Raw genomic sequence first — 24033 nt, forward strand, 5'->3', positions numbered from 1 at the left:
CCTAAATGAATTCAGACTAAGCTTGAACTATAATGATGATCACTCATTCTTGATTTAAACCAATAAAAGCTCAAAAATCACTTGGATATATTATGAAAATAGCAGTCGTCGGTACCGGCTATGTAGGCTTATCAAATGCTATGCTACTAGCGCAGCATCATGACGTTATCGCTGTCGACATTGTCGCTGAAAAGGTAGAATTGCTAAATAATAAGCAATCCCCTATCGAAGACAAAGATATCGAACACTTCTTGGCAAATAAAAAACTAAATTTCAGTGCAACTCTTGATGCAAAGCAAGCCTATGAAGATGCTGATTTTATTATTATAGCAACGCCTACTGATTATGACCCCAAAACCAACTATTTTAATACCTCAAGCGTCGAAACTGTAATTGAGCAGATACTCACCGTTAATCAAAACGCCCTCATCATTATCAAATCGACCGTACCCGTCGGCTTTACGCTCAGTATTAGAGCGCGCTATGGCACTGAGCGTATTATATTTTCTCCTGAATTTCTAAGAGAAGGCCAAGCTTTGCATGACAACCTTTTCCCTTCTAGAATCATAGTCGGAGAACAGTCCAAACGTGCCCAGCAGTTTGCAGACCTACTCATCGAAGGCGCGCAAAAAAAGGATGTTCCATTACTATTTACTAAGCCCACTGAAGCTGAGGCAATCAAACTATTTTCTAACACTTATCTAGCTATGCGCGTGGCCTACTTTAATGAGCTTGACACTTATGCACAGACTTTTGGCTTATCTACTAGGCAAATCATCGAAGGGGTGGGCTTAGATCCACGTATCGGCGATCACTATAACAACCCCTCATTTGGCTACGGCGGCTATTGTCTACCAAAAGATACTAAACAACTATTGGCTAATTATGATGAGGTGCCAAGTAATTTGATAAGAGCCATTGTCGATTCTAATCGCACGCGCAAAGATTTTATTGCGGATAAGATCATTCAAACAAACCCTAAAATCGTTGGCGTTTACCGATTGGTTATGAAGAGTGGGTCTGATAATTTTCGCGCCTCAGCTATTCAAGGTATTATGAAACGTATTAAGGCCAAAGGTATAGAAGTCGTTGTCTACGAGCCTGTATTGAAAGAAGATGATTTCTTTAATTCGCGTGTGATTCAAGACTTAGAAGCCTTTAAATCAATGAGTGATGTCATTGTCGCAAACCGCCTATCTGACGATATAAAAGATGTCGCAGACAAAGTATTCACTCGCGATCTATTTGGGAGCGACTAATGAAAATACTGGTCACTGGTGCGGCAGGTTTCATTGGTTTTCATTTAATCAAGGCGATACTAGAAACAGATCTATCTGCTAGGGATTACTGTATCGTTGGTATCGACAATATCAACGACTATTATGATACAGATCTAAAAGAAGCGCGTTTGAGAATATTAGGTGAGATATCAGATCCAGAAATTTTTACATTTATTAAGTTAGATCTGGCTGATCGTGAAGCCATGTCTGAGCTTTTTGCAACCTATCAATTTGATACGGTTGTTAATTTAGGTGCCCAAGCAGGTGTGCGCTATTCTATCGAAAACCCTAATGCGTATATCGACTCAAATGTGGTTGGCTTTGTTAATATTCTAGAAGGCTGTCGTCACCACGATATTAAGCACTTAATCTACGCAAGCTCTAGCTCTGTTTATGGTATGAATATAAAGCAGCCATTCACGACGTCTGATTGTGTTGATTTCCCTATTAGTCTATATGCCGCCACCAAAAAATCCAACGAGCTTATGGCACATAGCTATAGCCATTTATATAATATTCCTACGACAGGATTAAGGTTCTTCACTGTTTATGGTCCTTACGGTCGACCTGATATGGCATATTTTTCGTTCACAAAGAAAATTCTAGCTGGCGAGCCAATTAATGTATTTAATAATGGTGATATGCAGCGTGACTTTACCTACATTGATGATATCGTCAACGGTATCATTCGCATTATTAATAAAGCACCTTCGCCCCAGCATTCTACTATTACGACTGCAGCTGCCCCCTACAAGATTTACAACATTGGTAATAATCAGCCTGTCACTTTGCGCCGTTTTATTACTGCCATTGAAGATGCTTGTGATAAAAAGGCACAGGAAAACTTATTGCCCATGCAAGCAGGCGACGTACCGATTACTTACGCCGACATAGATGAATTGGTAGATGATATCGGATTCAAACCTGAAACGAGTATCGAAGAAGGTATTAAGCAATTTGTCGATTGGTATAGACAATATTATTCAATTTAAACAAATAACAATGATCTAAGACTTATATCATAGAGATTAAGGCGCTAATATCTTTATATATTTTTAAAGGATTTTGATAACATGGCTACACCTTCAAGTTGGCAGAGAAAATTGATATTGATCTTTCGAAGCGAAAAAAGATTGAATGCGGGTAAGATTATCAAAACCTATAATGATAGAAGCTTTTATGAGATGAAAGCAACAACCATTACTGAATCAATGTGTGATATTGAAGCATTAACTAATGAGCGTAAAAGCACAGATTTAGAAAACCATTTGAATAACTTGAAATACAAATCGCTTGGTGAGTCTGAGCTCTGCTTTTATCACAACACGCTTATTATACTAATGCGCCGTAAGTACAAAATAGATAAAACATTCGCTGAATTTGAAAGACTATGGGAAGCAGAGAGCGACTATTTATTGACACATCTGTCGTTGCGCTGGATTGTCTCTGCTTGCGATACGTTTATTGATCATTCAAACAATACTCATAGAGCAGCTATCTTGATGAATGTCGTAACTCTAATGAATACTTTACGTACTTATGAAACCAAAAACTTTCTGCAGTTATCCACTAATGCTGAATCTATGCCATTGCTAACTGAAAAAACCGATATGCTGTATGCTGGTGATTTGCCTCTGTACGATGGTCTTACTTATTTTCGTATCGGCACCGATGATAGCTTGAGAAATATGCGAAAACGCTATAATAAATTTCAGAAAGTTGATAAATTGGCCACGACCATGTTACTGGCAGTGTTTGAAAAACTGCAGAATAATGACAGTGCTTTTGCTACTCTACGGCAGTTGCACAGAGATGATTGGTCTAAATGGTGGTTGGATTAAGACTATTCTTTGATTTTAGAATCAGATGCGAATGCAATATACTTTTTGGCTATTGTGATGGGTAAAAGCGCCCCATCAAACTCAGAAAAGAATTGCTCTGGATTTTTCATCGCTAAGCTAAGCTTTTCAGAGATAGCATCTACGTCGCTCATCGGCATTAAGTTGTTATCTGGTAATAACTCACTTGGACCTGATGGGCAGTCTGTACTGATAACAGGGGTTCCTAATACAAGAGCTTCGGCAATCACTAAGGCAAAACCTTCCCAATCAGAGGTTAGCACTTTAAATTTAGCATGCTTTATATAAGGGAAAGGGTTCTCCTGAAAACCTAAAAATACTACTTTTTCTTCTAAGTTGAGTTCTACTACCAATTGCTCTATTTCGTCTTTCAGCTTTCCTTTACCTAGCAGTAATAGTGGCATAGACTGATCTGTTCGAGCATATGCTTTTAGCAGCACATCATGACGTTTCGCTTCTTTAAAACTCCCCACATGAACAATATAATCTTGGTACTCAGGAGTAAATGCATCAGCCAACTTCTTGATCCTATCTCTATCAATTGGATTATGAATGGCGATAGTCGGTGTAATATTCCCAAAGCTTTTAATAAAGTCTTTTTGAACGCCATGACTGACACATACACAAGGATGTTTTGAATAGATATTAGTAAAAGCCAACTCTCTCTGATTACTATCTAAGATTCTAAACTTATATGATAATGATATCGTAGTATGTATGACATAGAAAATATTGGGTAGTCGACTATAACTAAAAATACTATGTGCTCGATCAAGATTGGACAAGATAATATCAGGCCTGCCAATGTTTTTTAAAATGTAACGATCGACTACGAACGCAAAAACTTTGTCACGACGTTCTAATTTTGGTATCAGTTTATAACGCTTAAAATCAATAAAGTGGTAGTTTAGTTTTGGATTAAGCTCGTAATCTACACGGGGCTTAAACCGTAAAATATGTACTTCATAACCCAAATCATAAAATCCCTGTCCTAAAGTCAGAACAACACGTTCAGCGCCGCCACCTTGTAGACAGTTAATGACTAAGAGTACTTTCTTTTTATTATTTTTAACTTCTTTTTTTCTTGCTCTAATAACACTATTAATCATTTTAAATTTTCTTAGAAATAGACATTGTGGGTATAAACTATTTGGAACTATTTATTAATAATATTGACTTGTTCAGCAAACTCTACGTATTTTTCTGCTATTTTGGCTGGTAGCAGCGCTTCATCGAATGGCGCATGAAACGCTTGCGGGTTACTCATCGCTTGCTGCATTTTTGCGGCAATGGCATCAACATCGCCCATCGGCATTAAGTTACGTTCTGGTAGTAATTCACTTGGGCCTGATGGACAGTTGGTACTGATAACAGGAGTACCTAGCACAAGAGCTTCGGCAATAACTAAAGCAAAACCCTCCCAGTCAGAGGTCAGTATCTTAAACTGCGCATTTTTGATATAAGGGAAGGGATTATCACGAAACCCTAAAAATATCACTTTGTCTTCTAGGCTTAACTCTGTTACCAGTCGCTCTGTTTCACTTTTATGCTTCCCTTGACCCAAGAGCAGTAAAGGCATAGATTGATCTGTTTTTGCATAAGCATTTACCAATACATCATGACGCTTGGCATCTTTGAAACTACCGACATGGATAATATAGTTTTGGTAGTCAGGGACAAAAGCATCGGCTTGTTGTTGAATACTGTTTTTATCTATTGGATTATGAATGGCAGTGGTTGGCGTAATATGACCAAAGCTCTTAATAAAATCTTTTTGAGCGCCTTCACTGACACACACACAAGGATGCTTGGCATATATATCTATCATTCTTTGCTTTAACTGCTCAGCGTCGTGATTTTTATTAAACTTATAGAGTAGTGATACTGTGTTATGAATAATATAAGTGATATTAGACAGTTTACTATTACTTAGAATACTATCGGCACGATCTAAGTTGGACAGTATGATGTCAGGCTGACCGATATTTTTCGACACGTATTTATCGACAGCACGTGCAAAAATCTGGTCTCGTCTTTGTGCCCCTGGTATAAGTTTATACGGCTTAAACTTAAGTACATGGTAGTTAAGATTCGGACTTAAGTCATACTGTACTAACGGCTTAAATCTTAGAATATGTACTTCATAGCCCAATTCATAAAACCCTTGCCCCAATGTTAATACGACACGTTCCGCACCACCGCCCTGTAGACAATTAATAACGAGTAACACTGTTTTTTTATGCTGCTTCATACACGATAACCTATGGAGTAATTTTTCACCTTCTTAGAAAGGCTTATCATTGCTTCATTAAAAAACTAGCGTTTAAATAGCTTCGAAAAAAATGATTTAGAAGCGTGTGGACGAGTCACCTTATTACCGCTATAACCTTCTTGAGATTTTTTAGGAAAATGACCGAAAGGTTCCACCCTATAACTGTCTAAATCGTATCCAGCAGCAAGTGCTTCGTTATAATATTCATCAAAAACCTCAGATAAATCCTGCCTCGGGTGCGACATTATTTCACCGTCAAACCAGTGCTCGATACCTTCTTCACTGACTCTAGGTAATGAATATTTATGACTGAACTGCGTACCCATATCTGAATAATGCAAAATCCTAATATCTTCTAACGCTAAGTTTTCGCCATCTATACAGTTGTAACTATCCTGATAAGGCTCAATGAGCTGATTATTATTTTTAAATACAGCCATCATTTCTTTATGGCTTTTGGGATCTTTCCTGAGTTTTTTAATTGGTAAGACAATGTTTTTTGCCGCCTTGCAATCCCATACGCATGTACACAACCGAGTCATATCCGCATTAGTCTTAGCAGCTACAACAGACTGTCCTTCAATAGGATGGTGCCACAGCTTTGCCAAATCATCTAAAATAATGACATCAGCGTCCATGTAGATGGCACGACCAGAGTATTGACAGTACTCTGGAATTGCCCAGCGAAAGCCTGAAAAAGGCGTTGACCATTTAGTGGTATTCCAACCCTCTCCAGTCTCAGGATTAGAATACCAATAGCTATTAGGATCGCGTGACAGCTGCATCCATACTATCTCAACGGGTACACTGGTATGTTTATGAATACTATAATCTAATACCATCATCTGCTCTAGATCACAGTTATTTGGGTCACAACCAACAAAGACTTTAATAGTATCTTCTGTATTCATAATTTTATCCGTTCACTGACTAATATTTATCTTTGCTAATGCAATGCGATAATACTCAAATATATAATGGGACCTATTCTTTCCAATATTTCTCAACCCACCCTACTGGCAAGATAAAATGACGCAAGTGACGTAGCGGTCTTTTTAGATTTTTGGGCTCAGATAATCTTTTTAAGTGATCTTTGGCATTGTTAGCAGCATTTTTATTATATCTACCTTCGATCGCATGTGTCGGATATAAGTCGCCAGGGAAAATAACAATTCGAGCACCTTTAGGAATCTTTGGCTCTTTGATGTAGTTAAGTGGGAACGGTTGACGACATTTGCGTCTAAAGTGCGCAACCCATGCTTTTGGAAACAGCTTGACACCGCCTGGCGCATTACGAGTCACAAAGCGCTGCTCAAAACGATATTTGTCCGCGATACCTTGTGGATCAGCTTTGAATTTTTCTTGTAGTGAGACAAGCGACCCTACCTGAAAGCGGAAGCAAGAAGTCTGGCCGAGGCGCTCTAGCGGGTTACTTGGGTTATAAGATAAAATAACATCGTCCGGCTCGCCGTATTCAAAGAAAGGATCGAGGCTATCTACTATAATCACATCCAAATCCACGAACAGTACCGTACCTGTCAAATCACCTAGCTTTTCACCCCACAAACGTGATTTTGGCCACTTGCCAAGTGTGTTGGTTGGCATGGTGACATCTAATTGTGGCAATTCTTGACATTCGATTTCTGGACGTATATCGGTGGTATCATCGGTAAAACAGACGAAACGAAACGGTGGCGTAATATTGCGAGATACCATGCCATACAATTTATTGGCGTAATCAGCCCCGTACTTTGTACCCCATTTAATACAAATAATTTGTTTGATATTTTTATTATCTGCTGTACTAGAATCTATTGGCATGGATTGCTCACTTTAATCTTAAGAATAAATATGATGGCTATATTAGCATAAAAAAAAGACTGAACAATTATGTTCAGCCTTTTTGGTCTTTAAACTAACGACTTTATTAGTCAATAAAGCTTAACCAATCCATATACTGCTCATTGCGACCATGTACCACATCGAAGTACAAGCTTTGTAGCTTCTCAGTCAGCGGACCACGGCCACCATTACCGATAGTACGGTCATCGTATTCACGAATCGGGGTGACCTCAGCAGCGGTACCTGTCATAAAGATCTCGTCAGCTAGATAGAACTCATCACGAGTGATACGGCGCTCAACAACTTTGATACCGAGATCAGCGGCAAACTGAATGATCGTACGACGGGTGATACCGTCAAGCGCGCCGCCGCCCAGATCTGGCGTATGTAGCACACCGTCTTTGACCAAAAACAAGTTTTCGCCTGCGCCTTGGCAGACATAACCTTGTGGATCCATTAGGATGGCTTCGTCATAGCCATTGCGGGTGACTTCTTGGTTGGCCATGATAGAGACAGGATAGTTGCTCGAGGCTTTGGCTTTACACATGGTCACATTGGTCATGTGGTGGGTAAATGATGAGGTTTTGACACGGATACCGTTTTTGATGCCTTCTTCACCAAGATAGGCGCCCCAGTGCCATGCTGCGACCATGGCATTGATACTGTTATCACGTGATGATAGGCCAAGTTTTTCTGCCCCAACCCAAATCAGCGGACGGATATACGCCTCTGCCAAGTTGTTTTGTTTGACCACGTCTTTCTGGGCTTGCTCAAGTGCCGCTGCGTCAAAAGGCACATTCATCTGAAAAATCTTCGCTGAGCCCATCAAGCGCTCAGTGTGCTCTTTTAGGCGAAAAATCGCTGTACGGTTGTCAGCAGTTTGGTAAGCGCGAACCCCTTCAAATACTGCCATGCCATAATGTAGGCTATGGGTCAGTACGTGGACGCTGGCATCGGGCTGCTCGATCATCGTGCCATTCATCCAAAGCTTACCTTCTTGTGTTGCCATATTCATTTTATAGTCCTTATGCTAGCGCTGACGTCTAACTTTTTTAAGTAAGTAGGTTTTGTTTAACAGTGATTATCAACCGTATATGATACCACCACCGCATCTATTTTATGGTAAAAAATGCATTTTGGTTGTGAAAATCGGTTTAAGAAAACCAATTATCAATTTTTTATAAGTAGTTTGTACATTGTCTCAATGCTCAAGGCGTATCCTCGGCATCATCCACCCCCATCAAGTGCTGCCACTGATCTTGCACCAGTGCGCGCGTCTCCTTCCATAGCGATTCATCGACCAATAGCGACTGCTCGGATAGTGCCAACTGATGGGTGGCCGCGCGTATTCTGAGATAAGCATCGGTCAAGTCTTGGCAAACTTGCTGATCCCAGATACCAAGCAAGGCCATTTCTTCAAATATACGGACATTGTCGCTCCATTTAGTCAGGCTTGGATGATCATGCGAATAGGCCAATACCGCAAATTGTGCCAAAAACTCAATATCGATGATCCCGCCGGCGTCTTGTTTCAGATGAAACTTGCCCGCTTGCTGCTGCCACTGACTGGTGCCCAGATGTTTTTGCATCTTGATACGCATACTGGTGACTTCCGTGCGCACCTGCTCTATCGTGCGCGGTAGTGATAGCACCTCTCGGCGAATCTCACAAAAGCGCGCCGTCACTCGCTTATCACCGCATATCGCCCGCGCTCGCACCAGCGCTTGGTGCTCCCACGACCATGCTTTGTCCATCTGATAAGTCTCAAACGCATGACAGGAGACCACCATCATGCCAGCATTACCTGAGGGGCGCAGGCGCATGTCGATCTCATAAGCGCGGCCGTCTCGGGTTTGGGTATTTAAGTAGTTCATTAGTTTTTGTACCAAGCGCGCCGCAAACTTCATGCCGCTCACGGATTTTTCGCCCGTGGTCATGCCCTGCTCTTTTATCTTGTGCAAAAACACCAAATCCAAATCTGACGAATAGGACAGCTCTAGTCCGCCAAGTTTGCCATAACCGATAATGGCAAAGCCGCAGTCCGCCTCGGTCACAGGATCACCATCTTGGCCGATGGGATAACCATAGCGCTTGACAATCTCGGCAAAAGCGCGCTCCAGCGCCGCCTCTAGCACCACAGCGGCGATATAGGTCAACGAGTCTGACACCTTCATAATTGGGCGCTCAGCCAATACATCACTGGCAGCGACTGCCAATACTTGGTTTTTTTTGAACAGTCGCAATACGCTCAGTAGCTTTTCTTCGTCATTGGGCTCGACGCGCAATAACTGTTGCCGCAAAATATCATGTAGCTCAAGCTTGTCTGGCAGGTGACGATAGCGCTGCTGCAAAAAAGTATCGAGTAGCACCGGATACTGCGCCAGCTCTTTGGCAATCCAAGGGCTGGCTGAGAGCATTGGAATCAGCTCAATGGTGGCGTTGGGGTTTTCGGCGATCATCACCAAATAGATAGAGCGGCGGCAAATCGCCTCGAGTAAGGAGATGAGCCGCGGCAGTGCGGTGTTTGCCAGTTGCTGCTGCTCTTGATGAGCAAGCAAGGCATGGACAATGACCGGATAAGCATCATCCAAACGCTCACGAGCTTCATCGCTCAGATTGGCGACCATTTTTGACTGCCAAAAGCCTTGTAGCAGCTCACGATTATCTTCTGTCAACACCTCATTTAAACGGGCGATTTGCGCATCTAGCTGCTCCGGCTCAAGGTCGGTATCTTCGTGGTCGGGTATCTGCCGCTCGGTGACCATACGCTCAAAGGGTACATTGACATTGTGCCGATGATGGTTGAGCGTACTTAGTAACCCTTCCCAATTAGCAAAACCAAGGGTAATCGCCAGATTGTGCTGCCACTGCCGATCATGAGGCAGACGCTGGGTCTGCTGGTCATTGATTGCCTGAATGCCATGCTCGAGTCGGCGCAAAAACCGATAGGCTGCTTGTAGCTGCTCGTAGGTACTACGCTCTAAATACTCAAGCGTGTACAATGCCTGCATCGCTTGCAGGCAGGATTTGATCTGTAGCTGTGGGTGCCTGCCGCCATAGATAAGCTGAAACGCCTGAACGATAAACTCGATATCTCTGATACCGCCTGCACCAAGCTTGATATTGTCCAAATCCTCGCGCTGAACCACTTGGTTTTGAATCAAAGACTTCATCTCTCTGAGCGCCGAAAACGCACTATAATCCACATAATAGCGAAAGACAAAGGGTTTGATGAGCGCTTGTATCTGCTCATAAAATGGCGGCTCTATATGACCGACCACACGAGCCTTGAGCCAAGCAAAACGCTCCCACGCACGCCCGTGTAATGAAAAGTATTTTTGTAACGCAGACAAATGAATGGCCAAGTCGCTGCCATCACCCCATGGACGCAGGCGCATATCGACACGAAACACAAAGCCATCTGCGGTATTATTATCAAGCAATTTAATGATGCCTTGACCAAGCCTTGTCATAAAGCGCTTATTGTCTATGCTGCGTGTGCCCTTGGTTTTGTCGCCATTGGTCTCACCGCGCGCTTGATGGACAAAGATAAGGTCGATATCACTGGATAAATTCAGCTCATGCGCGCCAAGTTTTCCCATGGCCATAATCGCCATGTCGTCTGTTTGTACTTGACCCTGCGCATTGATAAAAGTCGGCTCGCCGTACTTTTTGATCAGATGCTGGTAGGTATAATTCTTGGCAAAAGAGATACAGCCGTCTGCAAACTCCGACAGCTCATCGGTCAATTGCTCAAGCGCTATCATGTGCAGCGCGTCTTGCCAAATCCAGCGCATCATCAGCAAAGTGCGCAGATGGCGAAGACCACTCATCACTTTGGCCTCATCAGCGAGTTGGTAGTTTTCATCCAACGTATAGTCTTGGATCAAGTCATCGATTTGCTGGCGTGTGAGGGTTTGATCCAGCGGATAGCTACGCAAAAACGTCTGACAAGAGACTGTCCGACTCTCCCAAATCTGATAAGCAAACTCACTGGCAGTGCGTAATATCTGCAGCTGCTCTGCGGTCGGCTGATAGTCTATACCATGGGTCGAGCGTGAAGACATAGCAGGTAACATAGAAAAAGAAACTCCTTACATAGAGTGATAAGACTACGTGAACCTAGCCCATAAGTTTATTATTTTTTATTACGAAGCAGTCACCAGCTCCCATCACGACACCTAATATGACTATATCTGGTAAACTTGGTAGAAAACCCCATTCATTCACAGTGATCCTATCTGCTTTTGGCCGCTTTATGGTAGCATAAACCACTTTAGCACAAATGATAGATAAGACCTCCTATGACCACCACGACCCCTTTGCTGTTAGTGACGGCTGATCCCAGCCATCCTCTCGCCCATTTAGCCCTACGTTATGCTCGTGCCTATCTCAGCGCGCGCCCAGCAGATGACAGCAGTCATACCTTAAACGTGTTTTTTTATGGCGACGGCGCACATACGGCCAATCGCTTGCGCTGGCAATCGGCAGACCAGCTTGATATGACCAAAGCATGGCAAAATCTGGCAGAGCAGTATCAGCTGTCGCTACCGGTCTGCGTCAGTACCGCACTCGGTCGTGGTATTAGTGATACCGATAACAGCGCCCGCCATCAGCTAAGCGGGGATAATCTGGCCGCAGGATTTACCTTGGTCGGTCTAAGTGAGCTGGCAATGATGATGCAGGCTGATGGCCGGTTGATACAGTTTTGATCACCTCAAGCGATATAAGCTCAGCCCAACTCATCAGCACATTTAAGTAGGAGATTTCTATGAAATTATTGATTAAGCTGCATACGCCGACCGAAATGGCCAGCTATGAAGGCTGCGCGTTGGCACTAACGCTGGCGACCTTTGGCCATGATGTGCAGCTGTATCTAGATGCGCCTGTCTTTGGCTTGCTAATGCAGCCAGAGTCACGTTTGCACGGGATGATACAATCGCTTGAGCTCTATGACATGCCAGCGGCGTGGCTGCCTGACGATGTCTTTAGCGGCTGGGTCACAGGTATGCTGCCTACTGATCTGGCCTCACAGCTGATATTGGTTCCAGAAGTGATACCTGCAGCAGACTTCGAGCAAATCTTAACCTTTTGATGACTCAACCCTTTGTCAAAATCTGTACAAGCTCACACAACTATATCAAAACCACCATCCATTTGGCGTTTGTGCTTACCGATAACGCATAGGTATCGATAGACGCAAGCGGCTGGATATAATTTGGACATTATCATGGCAACTTTATATCAATTACATAGCAGCATGGATACGCTAAGACGCTGCACAGACGAGATGTCTCGCACTTGGCAGCGCGGTGATAGCATCTTGTTATTGGGGACGACGGCTGCATTTATCGACTGGCTCAATGCTTATTTGGCTGACAAAGACATAGACGGGATCGCGGCTATGTATGCGCTGAGCGATGATATCTCGCAGCTTACGACCAGCGCCGTTGAGCAATTACAGCTAGATACCAAACTCAGTGCAATACTAAGCGATCAACAATGGGTCGCACTGACAGGAAGCATCGATAGCAATCATGCTAAATTTGATAAAGTGGTGACCATTGCCCTATGAACGATAATACAACCCATGCCGCACAGCCCGCTATTGAATTGGATGAAGACGGCCATCTATGTGACCACACCATTTGGACGCCTGCCATCGCCCAGCAGCTAGCCGATACCTTAGAGGTACAGCTAGCAGAGGAGCACTTGCAGGTTTTGCTGCAGGTACGCGCGTTTTTTGCCAAATTCAACCACCCACCAGCCACCCGTCCACTGATCAAATGGCTACAAAAAACCCTGCCCGAGTACGACATCAGCAACCAAAAGCTACAGCAGCTGTTTAACACAGGACTGGTGGCGCGCCATGTCAATCGCTTGGCAGGCTTGCCCAAACCGCCGAACTGTTTATAGTTTGTATTTGATAGCAGCCATGGCCAGTAGCACTATTTTGGATCATACACCATCAAGCTCTCATAGCCGATACTGCGCCCTTCATCGCCTACAAACCCCTGCTGACGCCAAATTTCGTACAAGCATATCGCCACACTATTGGACAAATTAAGACTGCGCGAGTCCGCCAGCATCGGCAAGCGCAGCCAATGAGCCGCGCCAATGTCCTCTCGGATATCATCTGCCAGACCAGCCGTCTCTGAGCCAAAGACCAACGCGATGTTTGGCATCTGGCCAGTCTCATTATCCGGTCGTTTGCCAAAATCATAGTCATAAAAAGGCTGGCTCAGCTTGGTAGTCAGAGCAGTAATGGTATGACAATCCGCCGCTTGTAGCGCACGTCTGGCAGCTGGCCAATCATCGTGAACCTGCATATGCGTGTACTCATGATAATCCAGTCCTGCACGGCGCAGTTTTTTATCATCAAGCTCAAACCCTAATGGCCTAACCAAATGCAGCTGCGCGCCTGTATTGGCACATAAACGAATGATATTGCCGGTATTACTGGGCATTTTGGGGGCTACCAGCACAATATGAATGGTCATACAAACTCCGTGAGTGGTCTAAATTTTATACAGTCAGTCTGATATAAAAACGATACAGTAAGATGAAAAGCTGTTTTTCTTAGACTTAAGCAGCGCAGGCACAGCACCCAAGAAAACCAACGTTTTATTGATCGCATTGAGCGGCTTGATCGCCATATATCCGATTTATTTGAATTCGGCTATAGATAACATCAGTAAGTAATCATAAGTTACAGTTTACTGCCAATAATTACATTTTGATACTGTGCATGGTTTTTAACTTTCACTATGATGTCTGTAACGGATAGCAAGACAGTGTCTACATTTCGCTCTGCTATCTAGCAGCCCTACAGTAAGCCTTGGTACCATACTAAGTGTTACTGTCATTACTTATAACAATCGATTTATCTTGAGGATATTATTATGAAAAAAGTAATCATCGCATCTTTGACTGCTATGTTTGTTTTAACTGGTTGCAACACCTTTAAAGGTCTTGGCCAAGACGTTGAAAGCGCAGGCAACGCTGTAACTGACGGCGCACAAGAAGTTCAAAACAAAATCTAATAATTGGTTTTTAGATTTTCGAAGGGCTTATCATTGATTTGATAAGCCTTTTTTTGACTCTGTATTTTTTCATACATTATATCTCATTGGTAACGTTCTATTTTTTACTTTAATAGATTGCGCAACCTGTCATTTTACAAATCTCATTTTATAAAAACGCGCGCAATATTTGATTAAGATAGCGCCGACCTAATGCCGTCGTTTGTAGTTTTTCAGTCGACTCAGTTAACAAGCCTTTAGCTACTAACCTCTCTACCGAATCAGCGATGTCCTTATAACTCATTCCTGTACGCGCCTCAAATAACTGCCATGTTACCCCATCATGTAGTCTGAGCGCATTGAGCATAAACTCACTGATCAGCTCATCAGGCGCAATGGCCTGCCAACCGACCATCTTTGGGGCCCTCAAGCTAGTATCATCGGTACTGACACGGTGATAATCCATATAGTCTTTTGGCAAGCGCGATTTACTAAAACGATAGATACCAGACTGCGCACGTAACCCGTTGTTTGTGTCAAATGCTGCATGATCTAGGGCATCACTTGCAATGGTGACTTTGCCATGAGCACCCGCGCCAATCGCTAAGTAATCACCAAACTGCCAATAGTTCACATTGTGTTGGCATGGCTTATCACACGAGCCTGCCCAAGCAGATACTTCATAATTGGTGTAGCCAAGCTGCTGCAATAGCGCCTGACCCGCCTCTTCAATATCGGCCAGATTGTCCTCGTTTGGCAATATAGGCTGGCTACGATAAAATACCGTATTTGGCTCAATCGTCAGCTGATACCAAGACAGATGTGTCGCCCCCGCTTCATGCGACATCTGAATATCAGCCAATGCTTCTTGATAAGTCTGCTGCGGCAACCCATGCATCAAATCCACATTGACCCGCTCAAACCCAGCCAGCCGAGCTGCACGGATCGCGGACAGCGCCTGCGCAGGATCATGAATACGCCCAAGCGTTGTCAGCTTATCAGCGGCAAAGCTTTGCACACCGATAGACAAGCGATTGATACCCACGTCTAGATACTGAACAAAGGGCGCATGCTCGAGCGTCCCTGGGTTGGCCTCCATCGTCACTTCGATATCAGCAGCAAAACAAAATATGTCTTTTAGCCCTGTAAACAGTCGCTGATAGTGAGCGATTGGTAATAATGACGGTGTACCACCGCCGATAAAAATCGAACTGACCGCTCGACCTTGGGTTAATGGCTGCTGCATTGCAGCATCTAATAACAGCGCATCGACATACTCATCATACATAGACAGCTGCGTATCCGCTGGCAGCTCGTGTGAATTAAAATCACAATAAGGGCATTTTTTTACGCACCACGGAATATGAATGTAGAGCGCCAATGGGATCTCGCCCACCTCCAGCCTACCTGCATTAGACATCGTCTTATGGTCGCGGCTATCATTAGATAAATTAACTGCTTGGGTGTTTGACATAACAAAGGTATCTATTAAAAAAAAGCTATTCAAAAACGAATAACCAACAATGCGAAAAATAACGTGCGGCGATGATGAGCAAAAAGCAGCACTAGGATAACGACTACACAGTATAAAGAAAAGCGCAGGATGATAAAATCATACTGACAGCCATTTACAGGAGCAGATATTGGCATAAATGACTGTATAGCGACTATATATTGAGCGCGTAATGATCAAAAGCAACCACTCAATAATAACAAAAGGAGAATACGATGGCCTATTGGCTCATGAAATCCAACCCTACCTTTTTTGGCATCGATGATTTACAGCGTCTAGGTACGGAGCACTGGGATGGCGTGCGCAATTACCGTGCACGCAACTTTATGCGCGACGATATGCAAGTCGGTGACAAGGTGTTTTTTTATCACTCCAGCGCCAAGCCTTCTGGAGTTGCTGGTATCATGACCATCAGTAAGGCGGGCTACCCTGACCCCAGCCAATTCCATCCTGAGCATCGTCACTATGACCCCATCGCCACTGAAGATCAGCCGCGCTGGTATATGGTAGACGTCACTTTTGAGCAAGCCTTCACCGACGTTTTGCCTTTATCAGCGCTTAAACCCCTGCCTGCGCTAGAGGACTCATTATTACTCAAAAAAGGCTGTGAGCAGCTGACGGTGATTCCTTTGACGCCCAAACACTGGTACGCTATTTTAGACATGGCCGAAACATCAATGTTACTGTCCGATTGACCTCGGTTGACTGTGTAACGATTGGGTAAGAAATCTGCTAGCATCTATGCACATTTATCTGTGCGTTTGCTACTTAAATTCTGCTATATTACAAATGTCGCAATACCTTCTTTTTTTATGGCTAAGTCACTGCCAACTCATCATCAGGACGCATTTATGAGCGCACCCAAATTATTATTATCAGCATTAACGTTAAGCATGGCTAGTCTGGCCCTCAGCGCCTGCGGCAGTGATGGTGACAAAGTCAAAGAGGAATATGATCGTATTGAGGATCAGGTAAAAGACGAATATGATCACATAGAAGACAAAGTCAAAGAAAAGTATAAAAAAGTAGAAGACAAACTGAGCGATGACGAAAAAAGCATGGCTGAGATTTTGGAGTCCGTGTTTTTGCCAGAAGAGTCGCTAGACAACTTCTTAGACAAGCTCACCCCAGAGGGCGGCCTCGGCGGCTTGTATGTCGGACACTTCGTTGAAATTGAGGACGGCGATGATAGTGATATCGATATCGGCGCTGTTTATTTTGACATCAGCAAAGACGGTGTAGGCAGCGTCGACGGTAGTTTTAGCTACCAGCAACAAGCTTGTCAAGAAAACAATACACTGGGCATCAACTCTGCAATCAAAGTAGACAACTATATCGCAGGCAAAGTGACCGGCAGCCTCGATACGCTAGCGTTTTTGGATGTGAAGTATGTCAATGACCTGGGCATTGAGACACCGAACCTATTTACCACCTTTGCAGGTAGCTTTGAGAAAAAACAAGCGGGTACCCCGTGGCAAGGCAGCTTTGAGTATCAGGACGGTCTGGGCGGACAAACGCTAACCAGTAGCGAGAAAAACTGCAATGTCACTTATACCATCAGCGACCGCTCTAACTTTAAGACCTACCCACTTGATTACCGCCTAGGTGAGCTGAATGTAGATGTCAGCGGCAATGGCAGTCAAAAAGTCGCGACATGGCAAAACCCGCGAAACACACAATATATACTGGTCAGCCAAATCGATATCAACAAAGCAGAGACTGGCGCGAACGGCTATGTACAAAATCTGGTATTGTCCGCTGGTGAGACGACCTTTTCTCCGCTTATCCCAGCTAGCTCGACCAACTACGCTATCGTTGTACAAGCCTTTGACGCGGCAAACGATCTGATCGGCTATCAAGCGGTGGTGCAAGACTTGCCTGAATCATTATAGATAAGCGCAGCACAGCCTTTCTGTCTTGGCTCAAGCTTTGTAGCCTATGTCTCATAACCTATGACTTATAGTCTATAACTTGTGACTCATGGGCGACTACGCTCCGGTGGTGTTTTTACAGTCATATATGACGCGTTAAAACGTTGACATCGAGGGGCAGCTTCTTTACCATCTTATCTGATGATGACCTGTCAATTCCCCTAGTGAATTGACGGGTTATTTTTATTTTGGTGTCTAGACTTTTATTTCATCCTGAGGGCGTGTCTTTATTTCAAAAATGGTGATAAAAATGAGATAAATTGCGGCCAAACAAGGAAAATAGCGCCGTTAATATTGAGATATAAACCCGCTATTTGACGATGTTTGGCAAAATTTGGCCATTTTTAGCCCATTTAGATAACTATCGAGTGAATTGAAGACACGCTCTAGTCTATATGCGCTTGTTCATATGAATTATCGGCATCATCATCTTATTCCATTTTCAAAGAGTGCAATATATAGCTTATGGCAGTCTGCCAGTACGCTTTTTAGAGCAACACGCCAATCGCCGTACGATACTTGCTGGCTTTAGTTTTTATGATTGAACGCTTTGAAAATGGTGTGGCTGTTTCCCTATTCATTTGTTGATGGCACGTTTTACGCCTCAACGATCATTATCGTCAAGAATAAAAAGTTGCTCACTATGGTTTTCCCATTATCTTTTAGAGATTTTAGAAGCTACAGCTTACGCTTGGGCGTGCTGGCACTTCCTATTTTGATTACCCAGTTTTGTCAGGCGGCGCTGGGTGTGGTAGATGCAATCATGGCAGGTCAGGTCTCAGCGCTTGATTTGGCGGCCGTGGCTGTCGGCTCTGGTATCTGGCTGCCGCTGTTTTTATTGGCCACTGGCATCTTGATTGCCACCACGCCTCTGATCGGTGAGGCCATCGGACAAAACGCACACAGTAAAGTACCTCATATCACCCAGCAGTCTTTGTGGACTGCTGGGGTTATCGGTATTGTTGGCTTCATAATTGTGAATTTGGCACCCAATATTCTTGGTATCATGGGCGTACCAGCAAACATCCAGCCGATAGCGACACAGTACCTACATGGTGTATCGTTTGGGTTTCCTGCGCTGGCCGTTTATGCTGTCCTTCGCAGCTACTGCGAAGCATTGGGTCGGCCTGAGCCGGTAACCATGATCAGCATCATTGGTCTGTTAGCGGACATCCCACTTAACTATATCTTCATTCATGGTTTGTTTGGGATGCCTGAGATGGGCGGTGCAGGCTGCGGTGTGGCCACAGCTTTGGTACTATGGATAAACGTGCTACTGCTTGCTACCTATACCAGCTTTACCAAACGGCAACAATTTGCCAGTACCCGCTTTTTTTATGGTTTTGCTAGTCCTAACCGTCAGCAAATCAAAAAACTGCTAAAACTTGGCATTCCTATTGGTATTTCTATCTTTTTTGAGGCGAGCCTCTTTAGTTTGGGCGCGCTTGTCATCAGTCCGCTCGGCGAGCTGGCGACCGCATCGCATCAAGTCGCACTGGCGGTGACCTCTCAGCTGTTTATGATACCGATATCGGTCGCGATGGCACTGACCATCATGATATCCAATCGTTTTGGCGAAAAAAACCTGCTGGCACTGCGTCAAGTACAGGCAACGGGGCTGACCTGGACGATACTCATTGCCCTCACATGTATGCTAGGGGTTTGGCTATTTCGACCACAGCTGGCAGCAGCCTTTACCGACAACCCTGCGGTCATCGCTCAGTCTATGCATTTGCTGGTATTTGCTCTTGGTTATCAGCTGTTTGACGGCTGGCAGGTCAATGTCGCGGGGATATTGCGCGGTATGCAGGACACTACTGTACCGATGTGGGTGACGTTGTTTTGTTATTGGGTGGTGGCATTGCCGCTGGGGATTTATTTGGTACGTTTCACCGATGTCGGCGCCCAAGGGTTTTGGATGGCACTGATTACGGGGCTGTTTTTATCCTCTATCTTGTTGACGCTGCGTTTGCGTTATCAACAAAGACGTCTAACGGCGCTTTGGGGGTTGCAAACAGTCAAATAAAACATATACAAACCTACCTATTTATCACTATAATAGATAGATTATATCTATAATATAGAGAGCAAGTTATGGGAAAACTGGTTAGTATTGGGGAGGCTGCCAAACATTTCGGGGTTGCTCAATCCACATTAAGACGTTGGGATGAGGATGGTACGTTAGTCGCCAAGCGAACCGAAAACGGGCATAGGCGATATGATTTAAGTGAAATCAGACCGCATTCCTTGAATACACCACCTAAATTAGACCGAAAAACCATTGCTTATGCTCGTGTGTCGAGTCGTGATCAAAAAGACGACTTACTTCTCCAGTCTCAAGTTTTGGAACTTTATTGTGCCAGGCAAGGCTGGACTTTTGAGACGATTACCGATCTTGGTAGTGGAATGGATTATAAAAAGAAAGGCTTAAAAAACCTGCTTGATGACATACTGAGCAATAAAGTTGAACGGCTGGTAATTACCCATAAAGACAGGCTTTTACGATTTGGTGCAGAACTGGTTTTCATGTTGTGTGAGGCTCGTGACGTTGAAGTGGTAATAATCAATCAAGGTGAAGAGTTGAGTTTTGAGCAAGAATTAGCCCAAGATGTATTGGAGATTATCACCGTATTTTCAGCGAGGCTATACGGCTCTTGCAGCAAGAAAAACCAACAATTAATAGAGGCGGTTAAAAAAGCATTATGATCCGTGGACACATTATCGAACTCAAGCCAAACAACGTACAGGCAAATCACCTTGCTCGTGCTTGTGGCGTGGCGAGAAAAGCCTACAACTGGGCTTTGCATGAGTGGCAGCGGCAGTATGCGCTTGACAAAGCGTACCGTGATGCGTGTTTGGCCGCAGGCGTTGAGGTTGATACTAAAAATCTAAACAAGCCCTCACAGGCGAAGCTCAGACGCGAATTGAACGCCATTAAGCGTGAATTATTCCCCTATATGCTGGAAGTGACCAAATGCGCTCCGCAGGCGGCAATCATGCAGTTGGGTGATGCTTATAACAACTTCTTTAAAGGCTTAGCGAAATACCCAACCGCTCGTAAAAAAGGCCGTGACGATAGATTCAGTTTATCCAACGACCAATTTGCCATTAAAGGTAAATCCATTCGTATCCCAAACTTGGGCTGGGTTCGCTTAAAAGAAGCTTTACGTTTTGACGGCAAGATCATGTCAGCCACCATCTCTAAACGTGGCGGTAAGTGGTTTGTTAGTGTGGCTGTTGAAATACAAAAAGCTGTAATTCCTACTAAAAAGACAGGTAAAAGCGTTGGTGTTGATCTTGGTATTACCGACTTACTGGTTTTATCAGACGGCACTAAAATTAAAGCGCCAAAACCACTTCAAGCAAACCTTAAAAAACTAAGAACGCTAAACAAAGCGCTCAGTCGCACTAAAAAAGGCAGTAAAAACAGAGAAAAAGCGAAAACCAAGCTCTCTCGTTTGCACTATAAGATCAGGTGTATTAGGCAAGATTCTCTCCATCAAATCACAACAAGTCTGGTTAATGAGTTCGATGTGATTGCGATTGAGGATTTGAATGTCAAAGGCATGGTTAAGAACAGGCGGCTATCAAGAGCTATCAGTGACTTGGGTTTCTTTGAGTTTAAGCGACAGCTTATCTACAAAGCCACTGAGCAAGGCAAGGTTGTGAAATCAGTCGGACCCTTCTACCCAAGCTCAAAAACCTGTTCAAACTGCAATCATATCCTTGGTAAAGATGAGCTAATATTGAAAATGCGTGAGTGGTTGTGCCCTAACTGTCAGGTTTCTCATGACCGTGACCTCAACGCCAGCATCAATATTTTAAATAACGCGACTGTTATTTTAACAGCTGCATAATCCTGTTTATTGGACGGTGAGTTCCATCGCCAATTAAAAAAGTCTGTGGAGTCGTGGTCAGTCTAAATCTCAAATGAGAAATAGCGCGTGACAATGAAGCAGAAAGAAAACGTCAAACCTATCTAATAGTCAATATTGGCTAGGTTTGAGTAAGATTTTTGGAGCGGTTAGGACCATCATACAAACGTGCGACCGAACGCAGCACGATGTACAAGCAGCTTGGCTTAAAAACCATATCGATAATGATAAATCGTAGTGGGTTTCTTACTAAAACAGCTAGATTACGTCAAAATATGTAAAAATTCTCAGTTAACAACTGTACATTGATTGCTCATTGGCCTGAATCTAGGTATCATTAGCAATCAAACAATATTTAGTTACACTATTTCTCGAATTTAGTACAAGGCAAGATAAAAACTATGGATATTGAAAAAATACGCACCCTCATCGCCCTCATGGAAGAAAGTGAACTGGTCAATCTAGAAATCAGCTCTGATGACGAACACATCAGTCTCACTCGTCACTATGATGCCCCTGTACCGACCATGATGGCCGCTCCTACTGCTGGCGCAGCACCAGTGGCTGCAGATACAAAACCAGCAGCAAAGGCAGGTAGCGTTGAGACATCGCCAATGGTTGGCGTTTTTTATTCTGCCCCAAGCCCCAATGATCCACCGTTTGTTAAGGTCGGCCAAAAAGTACAAGCGGGCGACACGCTTGGTATTATCGAAGCGATGAAAATCATGAACCCTCTTGAGGCCACCCAAAGCGGTGTCATTGACGAGATTTTGGTAGATAACTCTGAAGTTGTGCAGTTTGGTCAACCTGTCATACGCTATAAAGCGTAACGATATTTGCCTCACTTTACTTCATACTGATTGAGTCTTTAGCACTTTATTTTGGCACCTTATACCGTTTCACGTTGTTGTAAGCTGTCACTACCTACCGATGCCGAATATAAATATCAAATGCCGAAGCTCCCCATCAAGGCTCAATCAATGTCTGCCGCGTCAAAAAGGATGACCCCATGATAAAAAAACTGCTCATTGCCAATAGAGGTGAAATCGCCCTACGTATCGTCCGAGCCTGTAAGGCGTTAGGTATCGAGACCGTCGGCGTCTACTCCACCGCAGATGCCAATCTTATGCATCTGCGCTTTGTTGACGAAGCTATCTGTATCGGCAAACCCAATGCCAACCAAAGCTACCTCGATATCAATACGATCTTGACGGCAGCAGAAATAACAGGTGCTGACGCCATCCATCCAGGCTACGGTTTTTTATCTGAAAATGCTGAATTTGCCGAACAAGTAGAAGAAGCAGGACTGACCTTCGTCGGTCCCAATGCCGATCATATCCGCCTAATGGGCAACAAAGTCTCGGCGATTAATGCCATGAAAAAAGCAGGCGTGCCAACCGTCCCAGGCTCTGTGGGCGCAGTTACCTTGCACAATGCCGAAGAGCAAGCCCGCAATATCGGCTTTCCTCTTTTGATCAAAGCTGCCGCTGGTGGTGGTGGTCGCGGCATGCGCGTGGTCGAGCGTTTTGATGAGCTGATTGGACAAGTACAAGCCGCCAAACAAGAAGCGGAGCTGTGGTTCGGTGATGACACCGTCTATATGGAGCGCTATCTACAAAACCCGCGCCACGTAGAGATACAAGTATTAGGGGATGGTAATGGTAACGCCATTCACCTCTATGACCGTGATTGCTCACTACAGCGCCGTCACCAAAAAGTACTAGAAGAAGCCCCTGCCCCTGATATCCCAGACGATGTGCGCGAGCCTATCTTAAAAGCCTGCGTAAGAGCATGCGAGCTGGTCAAATATCGCGGCGCGGGCACCTTTGAGTTTTTGTTCGAAAACAACGAGTTTTTCTTTATTGAGATGAACACGCGCGTGCAAGTAGAGCACCCTGTGACTGAGATGATCACCGGTATCGATGTGGTCGTCGAACAGCTCAAAATCGCAGCCGGTTATGGTCTGTCTTATCGTCAGAGCGAGATCGAAGCACAAGGTCATGCGATTGAGTGCCGTATCAATGCCGAGGACGCCGCTACTTTTGTCCCTTGTCCAGGCACCATCTCTCAGCTGTTTACACCAAGCGGTGCAGGTGTGCGTTTTGATTCACACCTCTACCCTGGCTATGAAATACCGACCTATTATGACTCACTCATTGGCAAGCTGATTTGCCATGGTCAAACGCGCCAACAAGCGGTGTCCAAGACCCTGCATGCGCTTGATGAGCTCGTCATTGAAGGCATCAAAACCAATATACCGCTGCATCGCGATGTGATTTTGGCGGATGACAATTTTGTCCATGAAGCCCAAAACATTCACTACTTAGAAAGAGAGCTTTTGACGCCCAACCATGCCAAAGCCGACTCATAATTTAGTCTGCTGTATGACTCAATAAAAAACCGCCAATCCACGATTGGCGGTTTTTTTGACCAAATAAG

General features: G+C 44.2%; 23 protein-coding genes. 15 read left to right on the forward strand and 8 right to left on the reverse strand.

Translation table 11 applies throughout. The features are described 5' to 3' along the window. Positions 1-92: 92 nt before the first annotated feature. The 3 genes from C6W44_RS12140 (at position 93) to C6W44_RS12150 (ending at position 3121) form a co-directional block, all read left to right on the forward strand. Complete coding sequence (locus tag C6W44_RS12140) at positions 93-1259, forward strand: nucleotide sugar dehydrogenase (protein WP_105245977.1); 1167 nt, start codon at positions 93-95, stop codon at positions 1257-1259. Next, a complete protein-coding gene (locus C6W44_RS12145) occupies positions 1259-2272 on the forward strand; it encodes an NAD-dependent epimerase (RefSeq protein WP_105245979.1) in 1014 nt (337 codons plus the stop codon). The genes C6W44_RS12140 and C6W44_RS12145 overlap by 1 nt, the downstream gene beginning before the upstream one ends. An 81-nt stretch (positions 2273-2353) precedes the next feature. After that, on the forward strand, positions 2354-3121 hold the full coding sequence (locus C6W44_RS12150) for a hypothetical protein (RefSeq protein ID WP_105245981.1): 768 nt from the start codon (positions 2354-2356) through the stop codon (positions 3119-3121). A gap of 2 nt (positions 3122-3123) precedes the next feature. Here C6W44_RS12150 and C6W44_RS12155 read toward each other — a convergent pair whose 3' ends face one another. The 6 genes from C6W44_RS12155 to glnE form a co-directional block, all read right to left on the reverse strand. Beyond that, entirely contained in the window at positions 3124-4248 is a 1125-nt protein-coding gene (locus C6W44_RS12155) for a glycosyltransferase (RefSeq protein ID WP_105245983.1), read from the reverse strand. A gap of 47 nt (positions 4249-4295) precedes the next feature. After that, positions 4296-5390, reverse strand: coding sequence for a glycosyltransferase (locus C6W44_RS12160; protein ID WP_105245984.1), 1095 nt, complete (start codon positions 5388-5390; stop codon positions 4296-4298). 65 nt (positions 5391-5455) lie between these two features. Then, complete coding sequence (locus C6W44_RS12165; protein WP_105245986.1) at positions 5456-6322, reverse strand: glycosyltransferase; 867 nt, start codon at positions 6320-6322, stop codon at positions 5456-5458. A 73-nt stretch (positions 6323-6395) separates the two neighbouring features. Next, positions 6396-7232 carry a glycosyl transferase gene (locus tag C6W44_RS12170; protein ID WP_105245988.1) on the reverse strand — a complete coding sequence of 279 codons (837 nt, stop codon included), beginning with the start codon at positions 7230-7232 and terminating at the stop codon, positions 6396-6398. A 106-nt stretch (positions 7233-7338) separates the two neighbouring features. Continuing rightward, positions 7339-8268, reverse strand: coding sequence for a branched-chain amino acid transaminase (locus C6W44_RS12175; protein ID WP_105245990.1), 930 nt, complete (start codon positions 8266-8268; stop codon positions 7339-7341). A 193-nt stretch (positions 8269-8461) separates the two neighbouring features. Further along, on the reverse strand, positions 8462-11332 hold the full coding sequence (gene glnE / locus C6W44_RS12180; RefSeq protein WP_227526438.1) for a bifunctional [glutamate--ammonia ligase]-adenylyl-L-tyrosine phosphorylase/[glutamate--ammonia-ligase] adenylyltransferase: 2871 nt from the start codon (positions 11330-11332) through the stop codon (positions 8462-8464). A gap of 225 nt (positions 11333-11557) precedes the next feature. On the opposite strand from glnE, the gene tusD reads away from it, so the two are divergent. From tusD to C6W44_RS12200, 4 genes are all read left to right on the forward strand, one after another. Continuing rightward, positions 11558-11965: a sulfurtransferase complex subunit TusD gene (gene tusD, locus C6W44_RS12185; protein ID WP_105245992.1), complete on the forward strand. Its 408-nt coding sequence runs from the start codon at positions 11558-11560 to the stop codon at positions 11963-11965. A gap of 59 nt (positions 11966-12024) precedes the next feature. Then, complete coding sequence (locus C6W44_RS12190) at positions 12025-12348, forward strand: hypothetical protein (RefSeq protein ID WP_105245995.1); 324 nt, start codon at positions 12025-12027, stop codon at positions 12346-12348. Positions 12349-12483: 135 nt separating this feature from the next. Next, positions 12484-12828, forward strand: coding sequence for a hypothetical protein (locus C6W44_RS12195; RefSeq protein WP_105245997.1), 345 nt, complete (start codon positions 12484-12486; stop codon positions 12826-12828). After that, positions 12825-13169, forward strand: a complete 345-nt coding sequence (locus C6W44_RS12200) for a TusE/DsrC/DsvC family sulfur relay protein (protein WP_105245999.1) — start codon at positions 12825-12827, stop codon at positions 13167-13169. The genes C6W44_RS12195 and C6W44_RS12200 overlap by 4 nt, the downstream gene beginning before the upstream one ends. Positions 13170-13201: 32 nt before the next feature. On the opposite strand, the gene C6W44_RS12205 is transcribed toward C6W44_RS12200, so the two are convergent. Beyond that, on the reverse strand, positions 13202-13753 hold the full coding sequence (locus C6W44_RS12205) for a tRNA (cytidine(34)-2'-O)-methyltransferase (RefSeq protein ID WP_105246001.1): 552 nt from the start codon (positions 13751-13753) through the stop codon (positions 13202-13204). Between the two features lie 402 nt (positions 13754-14155). Between C6W44_RS12205 and C6W44_RS12210 the strand changes: the two genes are divergently transcribed. After that, positions 14156-14296: an entericidin A/B family lipoprotein gene (locus C6W44_RS12210; RefSeq protein WP_105246003.1), complete on the forward strand. Its 141-nt coding sequence runs from the start codon at positions 14156-14158 to the stop codon at positions 14294-14296. 148 nt (positions 14297-14444) lie between these two features. Here the strand turns inward: C6W44_RS12210 and hemW are convergent, their stop codons facing one another. Beyond that, on the reverse strand, positions 14445-15695 hold the full coding sequence (gene hemW / locus C6W44_RS12215; protein ID WP_199774530.1) for a radical SAM family heme chaperone HemW: 1251 nt from the start codon (positions 15693-15695) through the stop codon (positions 14445-14447). 308 nt (positions 15696-16003) lie between these two features. On the opposite strand from hemW, the gene C6W44_RS12220 reads away from it, so the two are divergent. The 7 genes from C6W44_RS12220 (at position 16004) to accC (ending at position 23965) form a co-directional block, all read left to right on the forward strand. Next, entirely contained in the window at positions 16004-16483 is a 480-nt protein-coding gene (locus C6W44_RS12220; RefSeq protein ID WP_105246007.1) for an EVE domain-containing protein, read from the forward strand. Positions 16484-16639: 156 nt separating this feature from the next. After that, a complete protein-coding gene (locus C6W44_RS12225) occupies positions 16640-17680 on the forward strand; it encodes a hypothetical protein (RefSeq protein WP_105246009.1) in 1041 nt (346 codons plus the stop codon). A gap of 682 nt (positions 17681-18362) precedes the next feature. Further along, complete coding sequence (locus tag C6W44_RS12230; RefSeq protein WP_105246699.1) at positions 18363-19745, forward strand: MATE family efflux transporter; 1383 nt, start codon at positions 18363-18365, stop codon at positions 19743-19745. A 68-nt stretch (positions 19746-19813) separates the two neighbouring features. Then, entirely contained in the window at positions 19814-20425 is a 612-nt protein-coding gene (locus tag C6W44_RS12235) for an IS607 family transposase (RefSeq protein ID WP_105243882.1), read from the forward strand. Further along, the gene (locus tag C6W44_RS12240; RefSeq protein WP_100749529.1) at positions 20422-21576 is read left to right on the forward strand and encodes an RNA-guided endonuclease InsQ/TnpB family protein; all 1155 of its coding nucleotides are present in this window, start codon (positions 20422-20424) and stop codon (positions 21574-21576) included. Before C6W44_RS12235 ends, C6W44_RS12240 begins: the two co-directional genes overlap by 4 nt. A 419-nt stretch (positions 21577-21995) precedes the next feature. Next, positions 21996-22424, forward strand: a complete 429-nt coding sequence (gene accB, locus C6W44_RS12245; RefSeq protein ID WP_075102426.1) for an acetyl-CoA carboxylase biotin carboxyl carrier protein — start codon at positions 21996-21998, stop codon at positions 22422-22424. A gap of 179 nt (positions 22425-22603) precedes the next feature. Next, positions 22604-23965, forward strand: a complete 1362-nt coding sequence (gene accC, locus C6W44_RS12250) for an acetyl-CoA carboxylase biotin carboxylase subunit (protein WP_105246011.1) — start codon at positions 22604-22606, stop codon at positions 23963-23965. Positions 23966-24033: the final 68 nt, after the last annotated feature.

Origin of the sequence: Psychrobacter sp. Marseille-P5312, from assembly GCF_900291405.1 — a bacterium.
Taxonomy (GTDB): domain Bacteria; phylum Pseudomonadota; class Gammaproteobacteria; order Pseudomonadales; family Moraxellaceae; genus Psychrobacter; species Psychrobacter celer.